Raw genomic sequence first — 17302 nt, 5'->3', positions numbered from 1 at the left:
GACCAGGTGCACGACGGGGCGCGCGACCTGCGGCCACAGCTGGAGCTGACTGATGGGTGCACACAGGCGGAAGTGCGACTGGTGCGGCAGCGGCACGCCCATCGTGCGCGACATGGACCCCGTCAACCCCGGGTTCCAGTACTGGTGCGAGGAGTGCGCGCGGGCGCTGATCATAAAAGGCGACCCGATCGAGACCTACCGCGAGCTGGAGGGGGAGCCGATCTACGGCCGGCTCCTCGACGAGCACTGCACCCTCAAGCGGTTCTACTCCTTCGCCACGGCCTGACGCTCCCGCGTCGGCGCGCTCTGGCGCTCCTGCCCCGGTACGGCCTCCAGGAGCGGTTCCACCGCCGTCGTACCGGCCCCCGCCCCGTGGCCGGCGTCCGCCCCGCGCAGCCGCCGCCGCGTCAGTACGTACCCCGCCAGCAGCGCCGTCGCCGTCAGCGGATAGACGGCGGAGAGCAGCATCTGGCCCGCGTTCTGGTCCAGTTCGGGGCGGCCCGGGTCGTGCGGGACCCACCACAGGGCGAACGACGCGAACACCAGGGCCACCGGCCCCGTCACCCGCCACGCGCGCGTGGCGCGGTCCGCGAGCAGGATCAGCAGCGGCACGCACCACACCCAGTGGTGGGACCACGAGATCGGGCTGATCATCAGCGCCGTGAACGCGCAGACGACCACCGCCACCGCCTTGTCGCCGCGCAGCGCGGCCCGTACCGCCACCACCATCGCGACGCCGCCCAGGAGGGCCGCCGTCACCGCCCACCACATGCCCGGGTCGTCGGTGTGCATCAGCCGGGCCAGGACGCCGCGGATCGACTGGTTGGCGGTCTCCTCGGCGAAGCCGACCCGGCCCGTCTCGAACAGGGTCTCCGTCCAGAACTTCTTCGAGTCCGCGGGCAGCGCGAGAGCCACGGCCAGCGTCGTCCCGAGGAACACGCCCGTCGCCGTCGCCGCCGTGCGCAGCCACTGGTTCCAGGACCGGTCCCGGCGCCACAGCAGCAGACCCGCGACGACCAGCAGGACCACGAAGAGCCCCGGTGTGAGTTTCACCGCGGTCGCCAGGCCGGTGCCGAGGCCGGCCCAGCGGCTGCCCGCGCGCCGCGTGAGGTCCCAGAGCACCGCCACGGCTATGAGCAGGTTGATCTGGCCGTACCGCAGGGTCGTCCACACCGGCTCGCACCAGACCAGGACCGCGGCGATCCAGAACGTGGCGCGCCACAGGTCCGCGCGGGACAGCGACGGGCGCACCAGCTGGACCGACAGCTGGACCAGGGCGACCACCAGGAGCAGGTTCCCCCCGGTGGCGAGCGTCCGCATCAGCGGGACGTCCACCAGGGTCAGCGGGACGAACAGCAGGGCGGCGAAGGGCGGGTAGGTCATGCCGAGGTTCGCCGAGGTGGCGCGCATCGCGTACAGGTCGCCGCCCGCCCGGACCGTCTCGCCCTCGGCCCGGTAGACCATCACGTCGAGCATGTTCACGTGGGCGAGGCGTTGCGCCGCCCAGAAGGCCGCGAACGAGAGCAGGCAGACCGCCGCGGCGGTGACCAGGGGCCACGGTCGGGCACGGGTTTTCGAGAGCACGGAGACGGACACAGTCGGCGACCCTACCCGGAGGCCCGGAAGGGCCCCGGGAATCGATTTGGAGATCTGCCGGGGAGCCGGTTAATGTTCTGTCTGTCGCCGCGAGGGAAACCGCAGCGGGGACGGAAAGCAAGGGGCTATAGCTCAGTTGGTAGAGCGCCTGCATGGCATGCAGGAGGTCAGGAGTTCAATTCTCCTTAGCTCCACAGAAACTCCACGAAAGCATCGTGGAGGGGAAAGCGGGTCACCCGGATCGGGTGGCCCGCTTTCTCGTGTCCCGGCCCCGGAACGCCGGTGCGGCCCGCTGGGCCGCTGCGGTACCCTGGCGCCATGCGTGCCGTACGCCTCCTGCTTACCGAGCCGCGCTGACCAGTCCCGACGGATGACAGACATTCCGTCGGAGTCGGCGCGGCATCCCCTCCTGTGCGAGGGGATTTTTCATTTCGGGCAGTCAGTGGCCGTGGGCAGAGACGATCGATGGAGCTTCAAGGACCATGACCGAGATCAATACGGCCGCCGAGACGGCGGCTCCGCATCGCTACACGGCGGCCATGGCCGCCGACATCGAGGCACGCTGGCAGGACTTCTGGGACGCTGAGGGCACGTACGAGGCCCCGAACCCCACCGGTGACCTGGCGGGCGACCCCGCGGTCGCCGCACGCCCCAAGAAGTTCATCATGGACATGTTCCCGTACCCCTCGGGCGCGGGACTGCACGTCGGCCACCCGCTGGGCTACATCGCGACGGACGTCTTCGCCCGCCACGCGCGCATGAGCGGCCACAACGTGCTGCACACCCTGGGCTTCGACGCCTTCGGCCTGCCGGCCGAGCAGTACGCCGTGCAGACGGGCACGCACCCGCGCGTGTCCACCGAGGCCAACATGGAGAACATGAAGGTCCAGCTGCGCCGGCTGGGCCTGGGCCACGACAAGCGCCGGTCGTTCGCCACGATCGACCCGGAGTACTACAAGTGGACCCAGTGGATCTTCCTGCAGATCTTCGACTCCTGGTACGACGACGAGGCCGGAAGGGCCCGTCCGATCGCCGAGCTGATCGAGCGGTTCGAGAACGGCACGCGTGAGATCCCCGGCACCACGCGCGCGTGGAGCGAGCTGAGCGCCACCGAGCGCGCCGACGTCCTGGGCGAGTACCGCCTGGCGTACGCCTCCGACGCGCCCGTCAACTGGTGTCCCGGCCTGGGCACCGTCCTGGCCAACGAGGAGGTCACCGCCGACGGACGCTCCGAGCGCGGCAACTTCCCCGTCTTCAAGTCCAAGCTGCGCCAGTGGAACATGCGGATCACCGCCTACGCGGACCGCCTGCTGGACGACCTGGACGCGCTGGACTGGCCCGAGGCCATCAAGCTGCAGCAGCGGAACTGGATCGGCCGCTCCGAGGGCGCCCGCGTCGACTTCCAGGTCGGCGACGCCGGTGCCATCACCGTCTTCACCACCCGCCAGGACACCCTGTTCGGCGCCACCTACATGGTCCTGGCGCCCGAGCACGAGCTGGTCGAGAAGATCGTCCCGGCCGCCTGGCCCGAGGGCACCCACGACGTGTGGACCGGCGGACACGCCACCCCCGCCGAGGCCGTCGGCGCCTACCGCAAGCAGGCCGCCTCCAAGTCCGACGTGGAGCGCCAGGCCGAGGCCAAGGACAAGACCGGCGTCTTCACCGGCGCGTACGCGACCAACCCGGTCAGCGGCGAGCGGGTCCCGGTCTTCATCGCCGACTACGTCCTGATGGGCTACGGCACCGGCGCCATCATGGCCGTCCCGGCGCACGACAGCCGCGACTTCGCCTTCGCGCGCGCCTTCGAGCTGCCGATGCGCTGCGTCGTCGAGCCCTCCGACGACCGCGGCACCGACCCCTCCACCTGGGACGACGCCTTCGCCTCCTACGAGGCCAAGCTGGTCAACTCCGCCAACGACGAGGTGTCCCTGGACGGCCTGGGCGTCGTCGACGCCAAGGCCAGGATCACCGCCTGGCTGGCCGACCGCGGCATCGGCGAGGGCACCGTCAACTTCCGCCTGCGCGACTGGCTGTTCAGCCGCCAGCGGTACTGGGGCGAGCCCTTCCCGATCGTCTACGACGAGGACGGCGTCGCGCACTCCCTGCCCGAGTCGATGCTGCCGCTGGAGCTGCCCGAGGTCGAGGACTACTCGCCGCGCACCTTCGACCCGGACGACGCGGACACCCGCCCGGAGACCCCGCTGTCCCGCAACGAGGACTGGGTGAACGTCACCCTGGACCTGGGCGACGGGCCGAAGAAGTACCGCCGCGAGACCAACACCATGCCCAACTGGGCCGGTTCCTGCTGGTACGAGCTGCGCTACCTGGACCCGCACAACTCCGAGAAGCTGGTCGACCCGGCCGTCGAGCAGTACTGGATGGGCCCCCGCGAGGGCATGCCGACCGGTGGCGTCGACCTGTACGTCGGCGGCGCCGAGCACGCCGTGCTGCACCTGCTGTACGCGCGCTTCTGGTCCAAGGTCCTGTTCGACCTGGGCCACGTCTCCTCGGCCGAGCCCTTCCACAAGCTGTACAACCAGGGCATGATCCAGGCCTTCGTCTACCGGGACGCGCGCGGGATCGCCGTGCCGGCGGCCGAGGTCGAGGAGCGCGACGGCGGCTTCTGGTACCAGGGCGAGAAGGTCTCCCGCGTCCTGGGCAAGATGGGCAAGTCCCTGAAGAACGCCGTGACGCCGGACGAGATCTGCGCCGAGTACGGCGCCGACACCCTGCGCCTGTACGAGATGGCGATGGGCCCGCTGGACGTGTCGCGCCCCTGGGACACGCGCGCGGTGGTCGGCCAGTACCGACTGCTGCAGCGGCTGTGGCGCAACGTCGTCGACGAGTCGACCGGTGAGGTCACCGTCGTCGACGCCGCGCCCGACGAGGACACGCTGCGCGCCCTGCACAAGGCGATCGACGGCGTCGCTCAGGACATGGCCGCGATGCGCTTCAACACCGCCATCGCCAAGATCACCGAGCTGAACAACCACCTGACCAAGTCCGGTGGCGCGCTCTCCCGCACGGTCGCCGAGCAGCTGGTGCTGCTGGTCGCCCCGCTGGCGCCGCACATCGCCGAGGAGCTGTGGCGCAGGCTGGGCCACACCGAGTCGGTCGTCCACCAGGACTTCCCGGTCGCCGACCCGGCGTACGTCGTCGACGAGACCGTGACCTGCGTCGTGCAGATCAAGGGCAAGGTCAAGGCCCGCCTGGAGGTCTCCCCGTCGATCACGGACGCGGACCTGGAGGCGCTGGCCCTGGCCGACCCGCACGTGGTCACGGCGCTGGGCGGTGCCGAGATCCGCAAGGTGATCGTGCGCGCGCCGAAGCTGGTCAACATCGTCGCGGGCTAGCGGACCGGTGACGCACGGCCGCTGAGCGGCCGAGCATAGGGGTTTCCCCTACGGGCAGGTTGGGGGTTCCGATGGAACCCTCGGCCTGCCCTTTCCGTTTACCGTGGGAGAACCACAACCGCGTGGTGAGTCGACCGATGCCGGAGGGGCGCCCATGGAAGCCGCGATTCTCACGATCCTGGCGCTGCTCTTCGTCGCCTTCGTGGCGCTCGGGGTGTACGCCACCGTGAAGGTGACCAAGGCCGCCAAACGCGGTGTCGACCGGACCCTGGACCAGGCCCGGCGCACGGTCGAGGACACCACGCTGCGGGCCAAGAGCTTCGGACAGGCCGGCGCGGCGGGCGAGCTGGCCCGGCTGCGGCTCTCGCTGCGCACCTCGATGCGCGCCACGCAGGAGGCGCTCCAGGCGGGCGTCGGGCAGGACGCTTCACTGAAGGAGTCGCTCGACCTGTTCAACCGGCTCAGCGGACACGGCCTCGAACTCGACGCGGACCTCAAGCGCCTGGAGCGGGAGCCCGACCGGGCGTGGGTGGCCGGACAGCTCCCCGAACTCACCGCGCGGACCGAGCGGATCACCGGCTCGGCCGACGCGCTGCGCCGCGCGGCCCGTGACCGGGCCGCGCGGTTCGCCGAGGACGACCTGTCGACGCTCAGCGCCCAGATCGACGTCGAGGCCGGAGCCCTGCGCCACTGGACCGACGCGGAGCCCGCGCCGGGCGCCCCCACCGCCGGCACGGAGGAGCGGGGACGCCCCGCCGGGGCCGGCGGCCGGGCGGCGGGCACCGGGGCCGGGAGCGAGCCGTCCGCCATCACGGGGCCCGATCCCCGGCTGACCGCCTACCCCTGGGAGAAGTCGGCCCGCCCGGAGACCACCACCTGACGGCACGGCCGACCGGGGCCGGTCGGAGGCGGGACGGGGGCGGAAGGGGGACAGGACAGGGGCCGGTACTCGCCGACGCCCGGTGATCCGGTGGGGGGCCGGGCTGCCGTGCGGGGGTCCCGGCGGGTAACCTCCCGCTCATGTCCCGGCATGTCGCGATCGTCACCGATTCCACGGCCTACCTGCCACGCCAGACGAGGGAGCGGCACGCGATCACCACGGTCCCGCTGACCGTCGTCATCGGCGACCGCGCCCTGGAGGAGGGCACGGAGATCTCGGCCGAAGCCCTCGCCCAGGCCCTCCAGAAGCGGCGGCCCGTCACCACCTCCCGCCCCAGCCCCGAGGTCTTCGCCGAGACCTACCGCGAGGCCGCCGAGGCCGGTGCGCGGGGCGTCGTCTCGCTCCACCTGTCCGCAGAGGTCTCCGGGACCTACGACGCGGCCGTGCTCGCCGCGAAGGACGCCCCCGTGCCCGTGCGCGTGGTGGACACCCGCATGATGGGGATGGCGCTGGGCTTCTGCGCCCTGGCGGCGGCGCAGACCGTGGAGGCCGGAGGCTCGCTCGACGAGGCCGTGGCGGCGGCCGAGAAGCGCGCCGCCGGAATCTCCGCCTTCTTCTACGTCGACACCCTGGACTACCTGCGCCGGGGCGGGCGCATCGGCACCGCGCAGGCGCTGCTGGGCTCCGCGTTCGCGGTGAAGCCCCTCCTCGAACTCGACGGCGGGCGGATCGAACTGCAGGAGAAGGTGCGGACGGCCTCGAAGGCCATCGCGCGCCTGGAGGAGATCGCGGTGGAGCGGGCCGGCTCCGGGCCGGTCGACATCGCCGTGCACCACCTGTCCGCGCCGGAGCGCGCCGCCACGCTCGCGGACCGGCTCCGGGAGCGCGTCCCGGGGATCGGGGAGTTTCACGTCAGTGAGGTGGGCGCGGTCATCGGCGCCCACACGGGGCCCGGGCTCCTCGCGGTCGTCGTCTCACCGCGCTGAGACCATCGCTTACGCGCTGAGACCACCGCTTACGTGCTGGTCACGTGCCGTTCGTCCCCGTGAGGGTGACGGAGTTTTCCACAGCGGGACCGCTGTCCACGGACCGTGAGGGAGACCGGCACGGGGCATCCGTGATCTCTACGGTCACAGGCATGACGCTTCGTACACGCATCGCATCGACCACCGCCGTCGCCGGAACCACGGGCACGGTTGTTCCCGGAATCGTGGGGACGACCGGAAGCGTGGGGACGACCGGGGCCGTGGGGACGGCTGGCTCTTTGAGGACGGCCGGAGCCGTGAGGGCGGCCGGTGGTCCGGCGGGTGGGCCCGGCCGGGAGGCCGGTTCGGACGGGCGCGGTCGCCCCGGAGGGCGTGGTTCGCCTCCCGGGCGGGGGCGGGGGCGCACCCGGGTCGGCGGGCGGCCCGCCGAAGGGCCCGGGGGTGTCGTACGGCGACGGGGGGACGCGCTGTTCCCGACGGCGTCCCCACCGGAGCAGCCGTCCGCCGAGGTGGCGGCGCCCGGGGTGGAGGAGGCGCCGGAGGGGTCGGAACGGGTCGCTTCGCCGGCCTCTCCGCCCGGGGCGCGGCAACGGCTGGTGGCGGGGATCCGGGATCGGACACCACTGTGGATGCAGACCCGGTGCGGGCTGGAACCGAGGACGCTGGCCGCGCTGGCCATGGTCCTGGTCGTGGCCGTGGGGCTCGCGGCCGGCTACTTCTGGACGGGGCGGCCGGAGCCGGTACGCGCTCCCGAACTCGTTCGTGCCGCCCCCGCGACGGCCGTGCCCGCAGGGCGGGCCGGGGCGGAGCCGGAGGGCCGGCAGGAACCGCGGGGAGTGGGGCCGCCACCGCCCGCCCCACCCGTGTCGCCCGCTCCCTCCGGTGCCGGGGTCGTCGTCGACGTGGGCGGGAAGGTGCGCAGGCCGGGGGTGCTGACCCTGCCCGCGGGTTCGCGGGTGGCGGACGCCCTGCGGGCGGCGGGAGGGGTGCGGTCCGGCGCCGATCTCACCGGAATCAACCGGGCCCGTGTCCTGTCCGACGGCGAACAGGTCTTGGTCGACGTGCCGGGGGCACCGGTGGGCGGGCCCGTGCCCGGAGGCGGGGGAGGTGCGGGAGGCACCGCAGGGGCAGGAGGGGTGCCGGGGGCGCCGGTGAGCCTCAACACGGCCACGGTGGAGCAGCTCGACACCCTCCCGGGCGTCGGGCCGGTCCTCGCCCAGCACATCATCGACCACCGCACGGAACACGGCGGCTTCCGGTCGGTGGGCGAGCTGCGGGAGGTCAGCGGCATCGGCGAGCGGCGGTTCGCCGACCTCGAACCATTGGTCCGGCCGTGAGGCGGGACGGGGGAGTGGGCGGGGAGATCGCTACGGAGATGGAGACGGAGGCTCGGGGGCCGGTCCGACGGGAAGGGCCGACCGACCTGCGGCTCGTTCCCCTCGCGGCGGCGGCCTGGGCGGCCGCGGCCTGTGCCGTGGGCGTCACCGGGTGGTGGACGGCGACCGGTGTCGCGGCCTGTCTGGCGGGGGCGGCGGTCCTGCTGGCGCGGGGCGCGGTCCGGCGGCGCGGAGACCCCGAGGGGAGTCGTGGGGCGGCCCGGCGAAGGAGGCACGGTGCGGCCCCGCCGGGGGTCGCCGCAGGGCGGCGGTTGCGGGCCACCGCGTGGGCCGGGGTCCTGCTGTGTGCCGCGGCCGGGGCCGCCTCGGCGGGGTTGCACGCGGCGGACCTGCGGCGCGGGCCCGTGCCGGTCCTGGCCGAGGAGTACGCGCGGGCGCGCCTTGAGGTGGCGGTGACCTCCGACCCGCGGCTCACCCGGCCCAAGGTGCGGGGCAACGCCATGGCCCCGGTCTCGGTCGTCCTGGACGGTGAGGTGACCCGGGTCGAGCGGTCGGACGGTTCGGTCCACCGGACCCGGGCGCCGGTCCTGCTGATCGTTCCGTCGGGGGAGGGGCGAGCGGAGTGGCTGCGGCTCCTGCCCTCCACCCGGCTGCGGGTCGGGGGCCGGCTCGCACCGCCGTCGCGCCCGGGCGAACCGTTCGCGGCGGTGCTCAAGGTCGACGGATCGGGCCCGCCCCGGATCGTGGGCCGGCCGAACGCGCCGCAACGGACGGCGGGGGAGTTGCGCGAGGGCCTGCGGAGGGCGACCGAGGGGCTGGACCCCGACGCGCGGGCCCTGCTGCCCGGCCTGGTCGTCGGGGACACCTCCCGGATCGGCCCCGAGCTGAGGGACGCCTTCGAAGCCACCGATCTCACACATCTGCTGGCAGTCTCCGGCAGCAACCTGACCATCGTGCTCCTTCTGCTGATCGGGCGTCCCGGGCGGGCGCACCGGGCGGAGCGGGGTGGGCTCGCGCCCCGGCTCGGGCTGTCGCTGCGGGCCACCGCGGTGGCCGGAGGAGGTCTGACGCTCGTCTTCGTGATCGTCTGCCGGCCCGATCCGAGCGTGCTGCGTGCCGCCGCCTGCGGATTCGTCGCGCTGCTCGCGATCGGCACGGGGCGCAGGCGGTCGCTGGTCCCCGCGTTGGCCGCCGCCGCCCTCGTCCTGGTGCTCTACGACCCCTGGCTCGCGCGGAGTTACGGGTTCCTGCTCTCGGTCCTGGCCACCGGGGCGCTGCTGACGATCGCTCCCCGGTGGAGCGACGCGCTGCGCCGGCGCCGGGTGCCCGGCCGGTTGGCGGAGGCGCTGGCCGCGGCCCTGGCGGCGCAGGCGGTGTGTGCCCCGGTCGTGGCGGTCTTCGCGGCCCGGGTGAGCCTGGTCGCGATCCCGGCGAACCTCTTCGCGGAACTCGCCGTGGCGCCCGCGACGGTGTGCGGGTTCGCCGCACTGGCCCTGGCGGCGCTCTGGATGCCGGCGGCGGAGGGCCTGGCGTGGGTGGCGGGATGGCCGGCCGGGTGGATCGCGTGGGTGGCCCGCACCGGGAGCGCGCTGCCGGGGGCGGAGCTGGCCTGGCCCGGCGGGTGGTGGGGCGGGCTTGCCCTCGCGCTGCTCACCGTGACCGTGGTCCTCGGGGTGCGCGGACTGCCGTACCGGGGCGCGGTCGGCGCGCTCGCCGCCGGTCTGCTCCTGCTCGCCGTGGTGCGCCCGGCGCCGCTGACCCGGTGGGCCACCGGATGGCCGCCGCCGGACTGGGTGTTCGCGATGTGCCAGGTGGGCCAGGGCGACGCGACCGTGCTCGCGGCGGGCGGGGACTCCGCCGTCGTGGTGGACGCGGGCCCCGACCCCGTACCGGTGGACCGCTGCCTGCGGGAACTCGGGGTGAGACGGGTGCCGTTGCTGGTCCTCACCCACTTCCACGCGGACCACGTGGCCGGGCTCCCGGGGGTGCTTCGGGGGCGGTCGGTGGGGGCGATCCAGACGACGGGGCTCGAAGAGCCACCCGGCCAGGCCGCGTTCGTGCGGCGGACGGCGGCCGCTGCCCGGGTGCCGATGGTCCGCGCCGAGCCGGGGGAGACGCGGAGGATCGGGACCCTGGAGTGGCGGGTGCTCTGGCCGTGGCCGAGGGCCGGGCGGGCCCCGTACGCCGGGGGGTCGTTCGAAGGGCCCAATGACGCCAGTGTCACGCTGCTCGTCCGGGCCGCCGGAGGGCTGAGTCTGCTGTTGCTCGGGGACCTGGAGCCGCCGGCGCAGCGGGCGCTGTTACGGGTTCATCCGGGGCTCGCGCCGGTGGACGTCCTCAAGGTCGCCCACCACGGTTCCGCGCACCAGGATCCGGCGCTGATACGGGCCGTACGGCCGAGGCTCGCGCTGGTGTCAGCGGGCCGGGACAACCTGTACGGGCATCCCTCGCCCCGGACGCTGGAGGCGCTGCGGGGCGGTGGGGCGCGGGTGCTGCGGACCGATCGGGACGGGGCGATCGCGGTGGTGGGCGCGGGTAGGGGGCTCGTGGCCGTACCGAAGGGGGAGTGAACTCTTTGTCGGGGAAGGGGAATCGGTGATTGTCGGGGCGGGAGGGAGGGCGGCGGCCCGGCAGACTGTCGGTATGACCACACAGCCGACACCCGCCGTCGGGGCCGAGTCCCCGGCGCCGCGGGGTTCTTCCGTCCCGCCCGCGCCCTTCGTTCCCGCGTCGTCCGAGGTCGAGGCCTATCTGCGGCGCATCGGGGCGGAGCGGCCGGTGCGCGCGGACGCCGCCGCGCTGCGCGAACTGCACCTGCTCCACCTGCGGACCGTGCCCTTCGAGAACCTCTCGATCCACCTCGGCGAGCCCGTCGTCCTGGACGAGAAGGCGCTCCTCGACAAGGTGGTCGGCGCGCGCAGGGGCGGCTTCTGCTACGAGATCAACACCGCGTTCGCCGTGCTGCTGAGGGGGCTCGGTTACGGGGTCGAGCTGCTCCAGGCGCGGGTCGTCGGGGAGGGCGGGAAGCTGGGCATCCCGTACGACCACATGGCGTTGCGGGTGGAGACGGTGGAGGGGGAGCGGTGGCTGGCCGACGTCGGGTTCGGCGACCACAGCCACTTCCCGCTGGCCTTCGACGCGCGCGACGACCAGGAGGACCCGGGCGGTGTCTTCCGGATCACGGAGACCGCCGACGGCGACCTGGACGTGCTGCGGGACGGGAAGCCCCAGTACCGCATGGAGATCCGGCCGCGCGAACTCGCCGACTTCACGGCCGGGGCCTGGTACCACCGGACCTCGCCCGACTCGCACTTCCCGCGCTCCCTCGTCTGCTCCCGGCTCACCGAAGAGGGCCGGATCACCCTCAGCGGCGCCAAGCTGATCACCCGCGCCCACGGCGAGCGCGACGAGCGGATCCTCGACGGGGACGACGAGGTGCGGGAGGCGTACCGGGAGCTGTTCGGCATCGAACTCGACGCGCTGCCCGTCGTGGCGCAGCCCTCCGTACGGAACGAGGGCGCCAATTCGGACTCCCGGTAACACTTGCCGACACTTGCTCCGGTTTGCCTCGAACGACTCAATGGTGATCGAATGCGAATTCGTTGCATAGTGAACGAGTCGCACGGGGGTGCGTGAAGAATGTTCGATCGTCTCTTCGGGAAGCGCGGGGGGAACGTCGCGCGGGGCGGGCCGCTCGCCGGTCTCACCGTCCCGTCCTCGGCGGGAGTGCTGAGCTGCCGGGTGCTCGACCCCGTGCACGAGCCCGTCCGGCAGGCCGAGTTCGTCGTCAGCGACGCGGCGGGACGCAAGGTGCTGGCCGGGGAGACCGACCCGTACGGCACCGCGCTCGCGACCGTACCGGCCGGCGAGTACCGGCTCGCGGTCACCGCCGAGGGCTACACGCCGCACCACGGCGGCGCCGTCGTCACCGAGGGCGTCCACACCGGCCTCGGCGACGTCCTGCTCCAGGTCGCCCCGCAGCCCCCGCTCCCGGAGCCGGGCGACTGGGAGATCGATCCGACGCACTCGCAGATCGGGTTCACGGCGCGCCACATCGGACTGGCCCGGATCCACGGCCGGTTCAACGACTTCGCGGGCGCGGTCCGGATCGCCGACCGCATGGAGCACTCCGCGATGCACGTCGTCATCGACGCCGCCTCCATCGACACCGGGGTGCGGATGCGCGACGACCACCTGCGCTCGGGCGACTTCCTCGACGTCGGCGCGTACCCGACGCTGGAGTTCTACAGCGAGCGCTTCACCCACCGGGGCGGCAGCCGCTGGGCCGTCACCGGGGCGCTCACCCTCCACGGGGTGAGCCGCACGGTGACCCTCGACACCCAGTACCTGGGCCTCGGGAGCGGACTGGAGGGCGAGACCCGGGGTGCCTGCCGTGCCACCACCGAGCTCCACCGCGAGGACTTCACCCTCACCTGGCAGACGCTGCTCGCGCGCGGCATCGCGGCCGTCGGGTCCAGCATCAGCATCGACCTGGACGTCCAGATCGTGCCCAAGGGGGCCGGGAGCTAGGGGGCTTCCAGCCAGCCCTCGTACTCGGCGGCGAGGCCGTCGAGGGCCGCCGGGTCGAGCCGGCCGTCCGGATCCTCGACGACCACCAGCCACTGCGCGTCCTCGGCGTCGTCCTCCCCGGCCAGGGCGTCCCGCAGGAGCTGCGGTTCCTCGGCCACGCCGAAGCGGTCGGGAAGCTCCCCGGCGACCTCCTCGGCGGCGTCGCGGTCGGGGAGCACCAGTACGTGTCGTTCACTCACCCCGCCATTCTCGTGCACGGGCACGACTGTCGGTGGCCCGTGGGATGCTGGATCGCGATGGCCACCAGAAAGACTTCCCCCGACGACCTCCTCGGCCCCGTGACGCTCGCCGTGGGGCAGGAGGACCTGCTCCTCGACCGCGCCGTCCAGGAGGTGGTGGCGGCCGCCCGCGCCGCCGACGCCGACACGGACGTGCGCGACCTCACCTCCGACCAGCTCCAGCCCGGGACGCTCGTCGAGCTCACCAGCCCCTCGCTCTTCGCCGAGCGCAAGGTCCTGATCGTGCGGAACGCCCAGGACCTCTCCGCCGACACGGTCAAGGACGTCAAGGCCTACCTCGGCGACCCGGTCGAGGACATCTCCCTCGTCCTGCTCCACGCGGGCGGCGCCAAGGGCAAGGGCCTGCTCGACGCCGCGCGCAAGGCGGGGGCGCGGGAGGTGGCCTGCCCGAAGACGACCAAGCCGGCGGAGCGGCTGACGTTCGTGCGGCAGGAGTTCCGGGCGCTCGGCCGGTCGGCCACGCCGGAGGCCTGCCAGGCCCTGGTCGACTCGATCGGCAGCGATCTGCGGGAGCTCGCGTCCGCCGTCGCGCAGCTGACCTCCGACGTGGACGGGACGATCGACGAGGCCGTCGTCGGGCGGTACTACACGGGCCGCGCCGAGGCCTCCTCCTTCAACGTCGCCGACCGCGCCGTCGAGGGACGGGCGGCCGAGGCCCTGGAGGCCCTGCGCTGGTCGCTCTCGACCGGGGTCGCACCCGTGCTCATCACCAGCGCGCTCGCCCAGGGCGTGCGGGCCATCGGCAAGCTCTCCTCGGCCCGGGGCGGCCGCCCCGCCGACCTCGCGCGGGAGCTGGGCATGCCGCCCTGGAAGATCGACCGCGTGCGGCAGCAGATGCGCGGCTGGACCCCGGACGGGGTCTCGCTGGCCCTGCGCGCGGTCGCCGAGGCGGACGCGGGCGTGAAGGGCGGGGGCGACGACCCCGAGTACGCCTTGGAGAAGGCGGTCGTCGCGGTGGCCCGGGCGGCGAGGATGAACCGGGGCGCCTGACCGGACGGGATCCGGGGAGCCCGACCGGCTCGGTGCGCCCGACCGGACGGGGTCCGGAAAACCCGACCGGCTCGGGGCGCCCGACCGAACCGGCGACGACCGGGCAGCCCCGCCCCGTCCGCCCCGCTCGCTTCACCCGCGTCGCAACCGTGCCGAGAAGCGGGACCGGCGGCCGGGGCGGTTCTTCCGGTGCGGCCGGTGTCCCTCGCGGTGCCGGGGGAGGGGCGCGGAGCCGCCCCACGGGCCGTCCGGGGACAGCACGGGCGCCTTCCGCTCCGCCTGGGCCCTGATCTCGTGGTACGACTCGTGCGCCGTGACCCGGAAGGCCTCGTCGCGCGCGGCCGTCGCCGCGCCGATCGCCGCACCCGCCGTTCCCCGGCGGCGCACCACGACCGCCAGCCGGGCCGGCAGGCCCACGGTCCCGGCGAGCGCGGCCCCGATCACGCGCAGCGGCAGGCAGTCGTCCACGGGGCGAGGGTACGGAAGACCGGCCCCGCCCACAGGCCCTCCGTACGACGAGGCTCTCCGTGCGACGAAGCCCCTGCACGACGAGGCTCTCCGTGCGACGAAGCCCCCGTACGACAGACGAAGGCCCCGTCGCCTCCTGGGGAAGGAGGCGACGGGGCCTTCGACGTTCGAGCAAGTGGGCTCGCACCCGCGTGGCGAACGCGTCCGCGTGCGAGTCCGGGGTGGCCGGGCGGGAGCGGGAGAGAGGGCCCGCTGGATCCCGTACGGCCGTTCACATCAGAGCTCAGCCCTGGAGGGAGGCAACCTTGATCGCCAGCGCCGACTTCTTGTTGGCGGCGGCGTTCTTGTGGATGACACCCTTCGAGACAGCCTTGTCGAGCTGACGCGAGGCGGCACGAGTGGCGACGGTGGCCTTCTCGAAGTCGCCGGCGGCGACGGCCTCGCGGGCCTTGCGGATCGCGGTCTTGAGCGAGGACTTGACGGCCTTGTTGCGCAGGCGCGCCTTCTCGTTCGTCTTGTTCCGCTTGATCTGGGACTTGATGTTCGCCACGAAAAGAGCCTTTACAGGTTCGATGTTCCTTCTGGAAGCGCCTCGTGAGCTGAGAGGGCACACGAGGCACAGCTGTCCACGGTATCAGCCGCCCCCGCGACCGCCCAAACCGGGCGTCGGCCGCCGGGCATGGGACCATGGAGCCTACGTATCCGTTCTGAACATCGCCCGAGACGAGAACCCTGCGTGCCCGCGACTCCTACCAACGTGCCCGAGCCGAGCCGTACCGCCCCGGCTCTGATCCGCAACTTCTGCATCATCGCGCACATCGACCACGGCAAGTCCACGCTCGCCGACCGGATGCTCCAGCTCACCGGTGTGGTCGACCAGCGGCAGATGCGCGCCCAGTACCTCGACCGGATGGACATCGAGCGTGAGCGCGGCATCACGATCAAGTCCCAGGCCGTTCGTCTGCCGTGGGCTCCCACCGAGGGGCCGGAGCAGGGGCGCACGCACATCCTGAACATGATCGACACCCCCGGGCACGTGGACTTCACCTACGAGGTCTCGCGGTCCCTCGCGGCCTGCGAGGGCACGGTCCTCCTGGTGGACGCGGCGCAGGGCATCGAGGCGCAGACCCTCGCCAACCTCTACCTGGCGATGGAGAACGACCTCACCATCGTCCCGGTCCTCAACAAGATCGACCTGCCGGCCGCGCAGCCGGAGAAGTTCGCCGAGGAGCTGGCCAACCTCATCGGCTGCCAGCCGGAGGACGTGCTCAAGGTCTCCGCGAAGACCGGCCTGGGCGTCGAGGCGCTGCTCGACCGCGTCGTCCGGGACGTCCCGGCGCCGGTCGGCGTCGCCGACGCCCCCGCCCGCGCGATGATCTTCGACTCCGTGTACGACTCGTACCGGGGCGTCGTGACGTACGTGCGTGTCGTCGACGGACAGCTCAACAAGCGCGAGCGCATCAGGATGATGTCGACCGGCGCCACCCACGAGCTCCTGGAGATCGGCGTCTCCTCCCCGGAGATGACGCCGTCCGACGGCCTCGGCGTCGGCGAGGTGGGCTACCTCATCACCGGCGTGAAGGACGTCCGCCAGTCCAAGGTCGGTGACACGATCACCTCGCAGGCCAAGGGCGCCACCGAGGCGCTCGGCGGCTACAAGGACCCGAAGCCGATGGTCTTCTCGGGTCTCTACCCGCTGGACGGCTCGGAGTACCCCGACCTGCGCGAGGCCCTCGACAAGCTCCAGCTCAACGACGCCGCGCTCGTCTACGAGCCGGAGACCTCCGCCGCGCTCGGCTTCGGCTTCCGCGTCGGCTTCCTCGGCCTGCTCCACCTGGACGTGATCCGCGAGCGCCTGGAGCGCGAGTTCGGCCTCGACCTGATCGCCACCGCCCCCAACGTGGTCTACCGCGTGGTCATGGAGGACGGCAGCGAGCACACGGTCACGAACCCGAGCGAGTTCCCCGAGGGCAAGATCGACGAGGTGTACGAGCCCGTCGTCCGCGCGACGATCCTCGCGCCCAGCGAGTTCATCGGCGCGATCATGGAGCTCTGCCAGAACCGGCGCGGCACCCTGATCGGCATGGACTACCTCTCCGAGGACCGGGTCGAGATCCGCTACACCCTGCCCCTCGCCGAGATCGTCTTCGACTTCTTCGACCAGCTGAAGTCCAAGACGCGCGGGTACGCCTCCCTCGACTACGAGCCCACGGGCGAGCAGGCCTCCAGCCTGGTCAAGGTCGACATCCTGCTGCACGGCGACAAGGTCGACGCCTTCTCCGCCGTCACCCACAAGGACGCCGCGTACGCCTACGGCGTGCGGCTCGTCGCCAAGCTGCGCGAGCTCATCCCCCGGCAGGCCTTCGAGGTGCCGATCCAGGCAGCCATCGGCTCCCGGGTGATCGCCCGCGAGACCATCCGCGCCATCCGCAAGGACGTCCTCGCCAAGTGCTACGGCGGTGACATCTCCCGGAAGCGGAAGCTGCTGGAGAAGCAGAAGGAGGGCAAGAAGCGCATGAAGATGGTCGGCTCGGTGGAGGTGCCGCAGGAGGCCTTCATCGCCGTCCTGTCGAGCGACGAGTCCTCCGGCAAGGGCAAGAAGTAGCCGCGGCGGGGGCGGAAACCAGCCGCCGGGAGGCGGTCCGGAGCCGGGCCGGCGGTCGGCCGCCGGGCCCGACGAAGTAGCTGCCCCATGCAACGAACGGGTCCACGTGCGCAGCGCGCGTGGACCCGTTCGTTATGAAGCGACGCACTGCAAGGCCTTACGCGCCGGTCCCCGGCCCTTTAGTCTGATCCCGGCTCGAAGGTTACTCGCCAGTTAGTTACGAACCACCAGAAGGCACCGCCGCCGCCCGGAGGACGT

Annotated in this window: 14 protein-coding genes and 1 tRNA gene; 11 read left to right on the top strand and 4 right to left on the bottom strand. The window is 72.8% G+C overall.

Annotated features, from left to right (window positions below; translation table 11 throughout):
- Positions 1–52: 52 nt before the first annotated feature.
- The gene (locus tag ADL08_RS27055) at positions 53–286 is read left to right on the top strand and encodes a hypothetical protein (RefSeq protein WP_015033559.1); all 234 of its coding nucleotides are present in this window, start codon (positions 53–55) and stop codon (positions 284–286) included.
- On the opposite strand, the gene ADL08_RS27050 is transcribed toward ADL08_RS27055, so the two are convergent.
- Complete coding sequence (locus ADL08_RS27050) at positions 265–1596, bottom strand: glycosyltransferase 87 family protein (protein ID WP_078968431.1); 1332 nt, start codon at positions 1594–1596, stop codon at positions 265–267. The two genes, ADL08_RS27055 and ADL08_RS27050, sit on opposite strands and share 22 nt — an antisense overlap.
- Before the next feature lie 121 nt (positions 1597–1717).
- Between ADL08_RS27050 and ADL08_RS27045 the strand changes: the two genes are divergently transcribed.
- From ADL08_RS27045 to ADL08_RS27010, 8 genes are all read left to right on the top strand, one after another.
- Positions 1718–1790 (top strand) — tRNA-Ala (locus ADL08_RS27045).
- Positions 1791–2078: 288 nt separating this feature from the next.
- Positions 2079–4949, top strand: a complete 2871-nt coding sequence (gene leuS / locus ADL08_RS27040) for a leucine--tRNA ligase (RefSeq protein WP_053647471.1) — start codon at positions 2079–2081, stop codon at positions 4947–4949.
- Positions 4950–5103: 154 nt separating this feature from the next.
- Entirely contained in the window at positions 5104–5829 is a 726-nt protein-coding gene (locus ADL08_RS27035; RefSeq protein WP_053647469.1) for a hypothetical protein, read from the top strand.
- A gap of 140 nt (positions 5830–5969) precedes the next feature.
- The gene (locus tag ADL08_RS27030; RefSeq protein ID WP_053647467.1) at positions 5970–6815 is read left to right on the top strand and encodes a DegV family protein; all 846 of its coding nucleotides are present in this window, start codon (positions 5970–5972) and stop codon (positions 6813–6815) included.
- Positions 6816–6967: 152 nt separating this feature from the next.
- A complete protein-coding gene (locus ADL08_RS35975; protein WP_078968432.1) occupies positions 6968–8152 on the top strand; it encodes a ComEA family DNA-binding protein in 1185 nt (394 codons plus the stop codon).
- A 38-nt stretch (positions 8153–8190) separates the two neighbouring features.
- Positions 8191–10722, top strand: a complete 2532-nt coding sequence (locus ADL08_RS27020) for a ComEC/Rec2 family competence protein (RefSeq protein WP_053647495.1) — start codon at positions 8191–8193, stop codon at positions 10720–10722.
- A 73-nt stretch (positions 10723–10795) separates the two neighbouring features.
- Complete coding sequence (locus ADL08_RS27015; RefSeq protein WP_078968430.1) at positions 10796–11692, top strand: arylamine N-acetyltransferase family protein; 897 nt, start codon at positions 10796–10798, stop codon at positions 11690–11692.
- A gap of 99 nt (positions 11693–11791) precedes the next feature.
- Entirely contained in the window at positions 11792–12682 is an 891-nt protein-coding gene (locus tag ADL08_RS27010) for a YceI family protein (RefSeq protein WP_053647463.1), read from the top strand.
- Here the strand turns inward: ADL08_RS27010 and ADL08_RS27005 are convergent.
- Positions 12679–12921 carry a hypothetical protein gene (locus tag ADL08_RS27005; protein WP_053647461.1) on the bottom strand — a complete coding sequence of 81 codons (243 nt, stop codon included), beginning with the start codon at positions 12919–12921 and terminating at the stop codon, positions 12679–12681. The two genes, ADL08_RS27010 and ADL08_RS27005, sit on opposite strands and share 4 nt — an antisense overlap.
- Positions 12922–12978: 57 nt before the next feature.
- On the opposite strand from ADL08_RS27005, the gene holA reads away from it, so the two are divergent.
- Entirely contained in the window at positions 12979–13971 is a 993-nt protein-coding gene (holA, locus tag ADL08_RS27000; protein ID WP_053647459.1) for a DNA polymerase III subunit delta, read from the top strand.
- A 132-nt stretch (positions 13972–14103) separates the two neighbouring features.
- Here holA and ADL08_RS35970 read toward each other — a convergent pair whose 3' ends face one another.
- Both ADL08_RS35970 and rpsT read right to left on the bottom strand, forming a co-directional pair.
- Positions 14104–14439: a hypothetical protein gene (locus ADL08_RS35970; protein WP_234352274.1), complete on the bottom strand. Its 336-nt coding sequence runs from the start codon at positions 14437–14439 to the stop codon at positions 14104–14106.
- Positions 14440–14722: 283 nt separating this feature from the next.
- A complete protein-coding gene (gene rpsT, locus ADL08_RS26990; RefSeq protein ID WP_053647457.1) occupies positions 14723–14989 on the bottom strand; it encodes a 30S ribosomal protein S20 in 267 nt (88 codons plus the stop codon).
- Positions 14990–15175: 186 nt separating this feature from the next.
- Here rpsT and lepA point away from each other — a divergent pair, with 186 nt between their 5' ends.
- The gene (gene lepA / locus ADL08_RS26985) at positions 15176–17044 is read left to right on the top strand and encodes a translation elongation factor 4 (RefSeq protein WP_078968429.1); all 1869 of its coding nucleotides are present in this window, start codon (positions 15176–15178) and stop codon (positions 17042–17044) included.
- Positions 17045–17302 lie beyond the last annotated feature (258 nt).

The sequence above is a fragment of the Streptomyces sp. NRRL F-6492 genome, from assembly GCF_001280125.1.
GTDB lineage: Bacteria > Actinomycetota > Actinomycetes > Streptomycetales > Streptomycetaceae > Streptomyces.
Note: the sequence above shows the minus strand (reverse complement) of the source record. Positions and strands in the feature narration are given on the sequence as shown.

Coding starts and splice junctions, on each gene's coding strand:
- ADL08_RS27055 (WP_015033559.1), top strand. CDS start 53: ATGGGTGCACACAGGCGGAAGTGCGACTGGTGCGGCAGCGGCACGCCC.
- leuS (WP_053647471.1), top strand. CDS start 2,079: ATGACCGAGATCAATACGGCCGCCGAGACGGCGGCTCCGCATCGCTAC.
- ADL08_RS27035 (WP_053647469.1), top strand. CDS start 5,104: ATGGAAGCCGCGATTCTCACGATCCTGGCGCTGCTCTTCGTCGCCTTC.
- ADL08_RS27030 (WP_053647467.1), top strand. CDS start 5,970: ATGTCCCGGCATGTCGCGATCGTCACCGATTCCACGGCCTACCTGCCA.
- ADL08_RS35975 (WP_078968432.1), top strand. CDS start 6,968: ATGACGCTTCGTACACGCATCGCATCGACCACCGCCGTCGCCGGAACC.
- ADL08_RS27020 (WP_053647495.1), top strand. CDS start 8,191: ATGGAGACGGAGGCTCGGGGGCCGGTCCGACGGGAAGGGCCGACCGAC.
- ADL08_RS27015 (WP_078968430.1), top strand. CDS start 10,796: ATGACCACACAGCCGACACCCGCCGTCGGGGCCGAGTCCCCGGCGCCG.
- ADL08_RS27010 (WP_053647463.1), top strand. CDS start 11,792: ATGTTCGATCGTCTCTTCGGGAAGCGCGGGGGGAACGTCGCGCGGGGC.
- holA (WP_053647459.1), top strand. CDS start 12,979: ATGGCCACCAGAAAGACTTCCCCCGACGACCTCCTCGGCCCCGTGACG.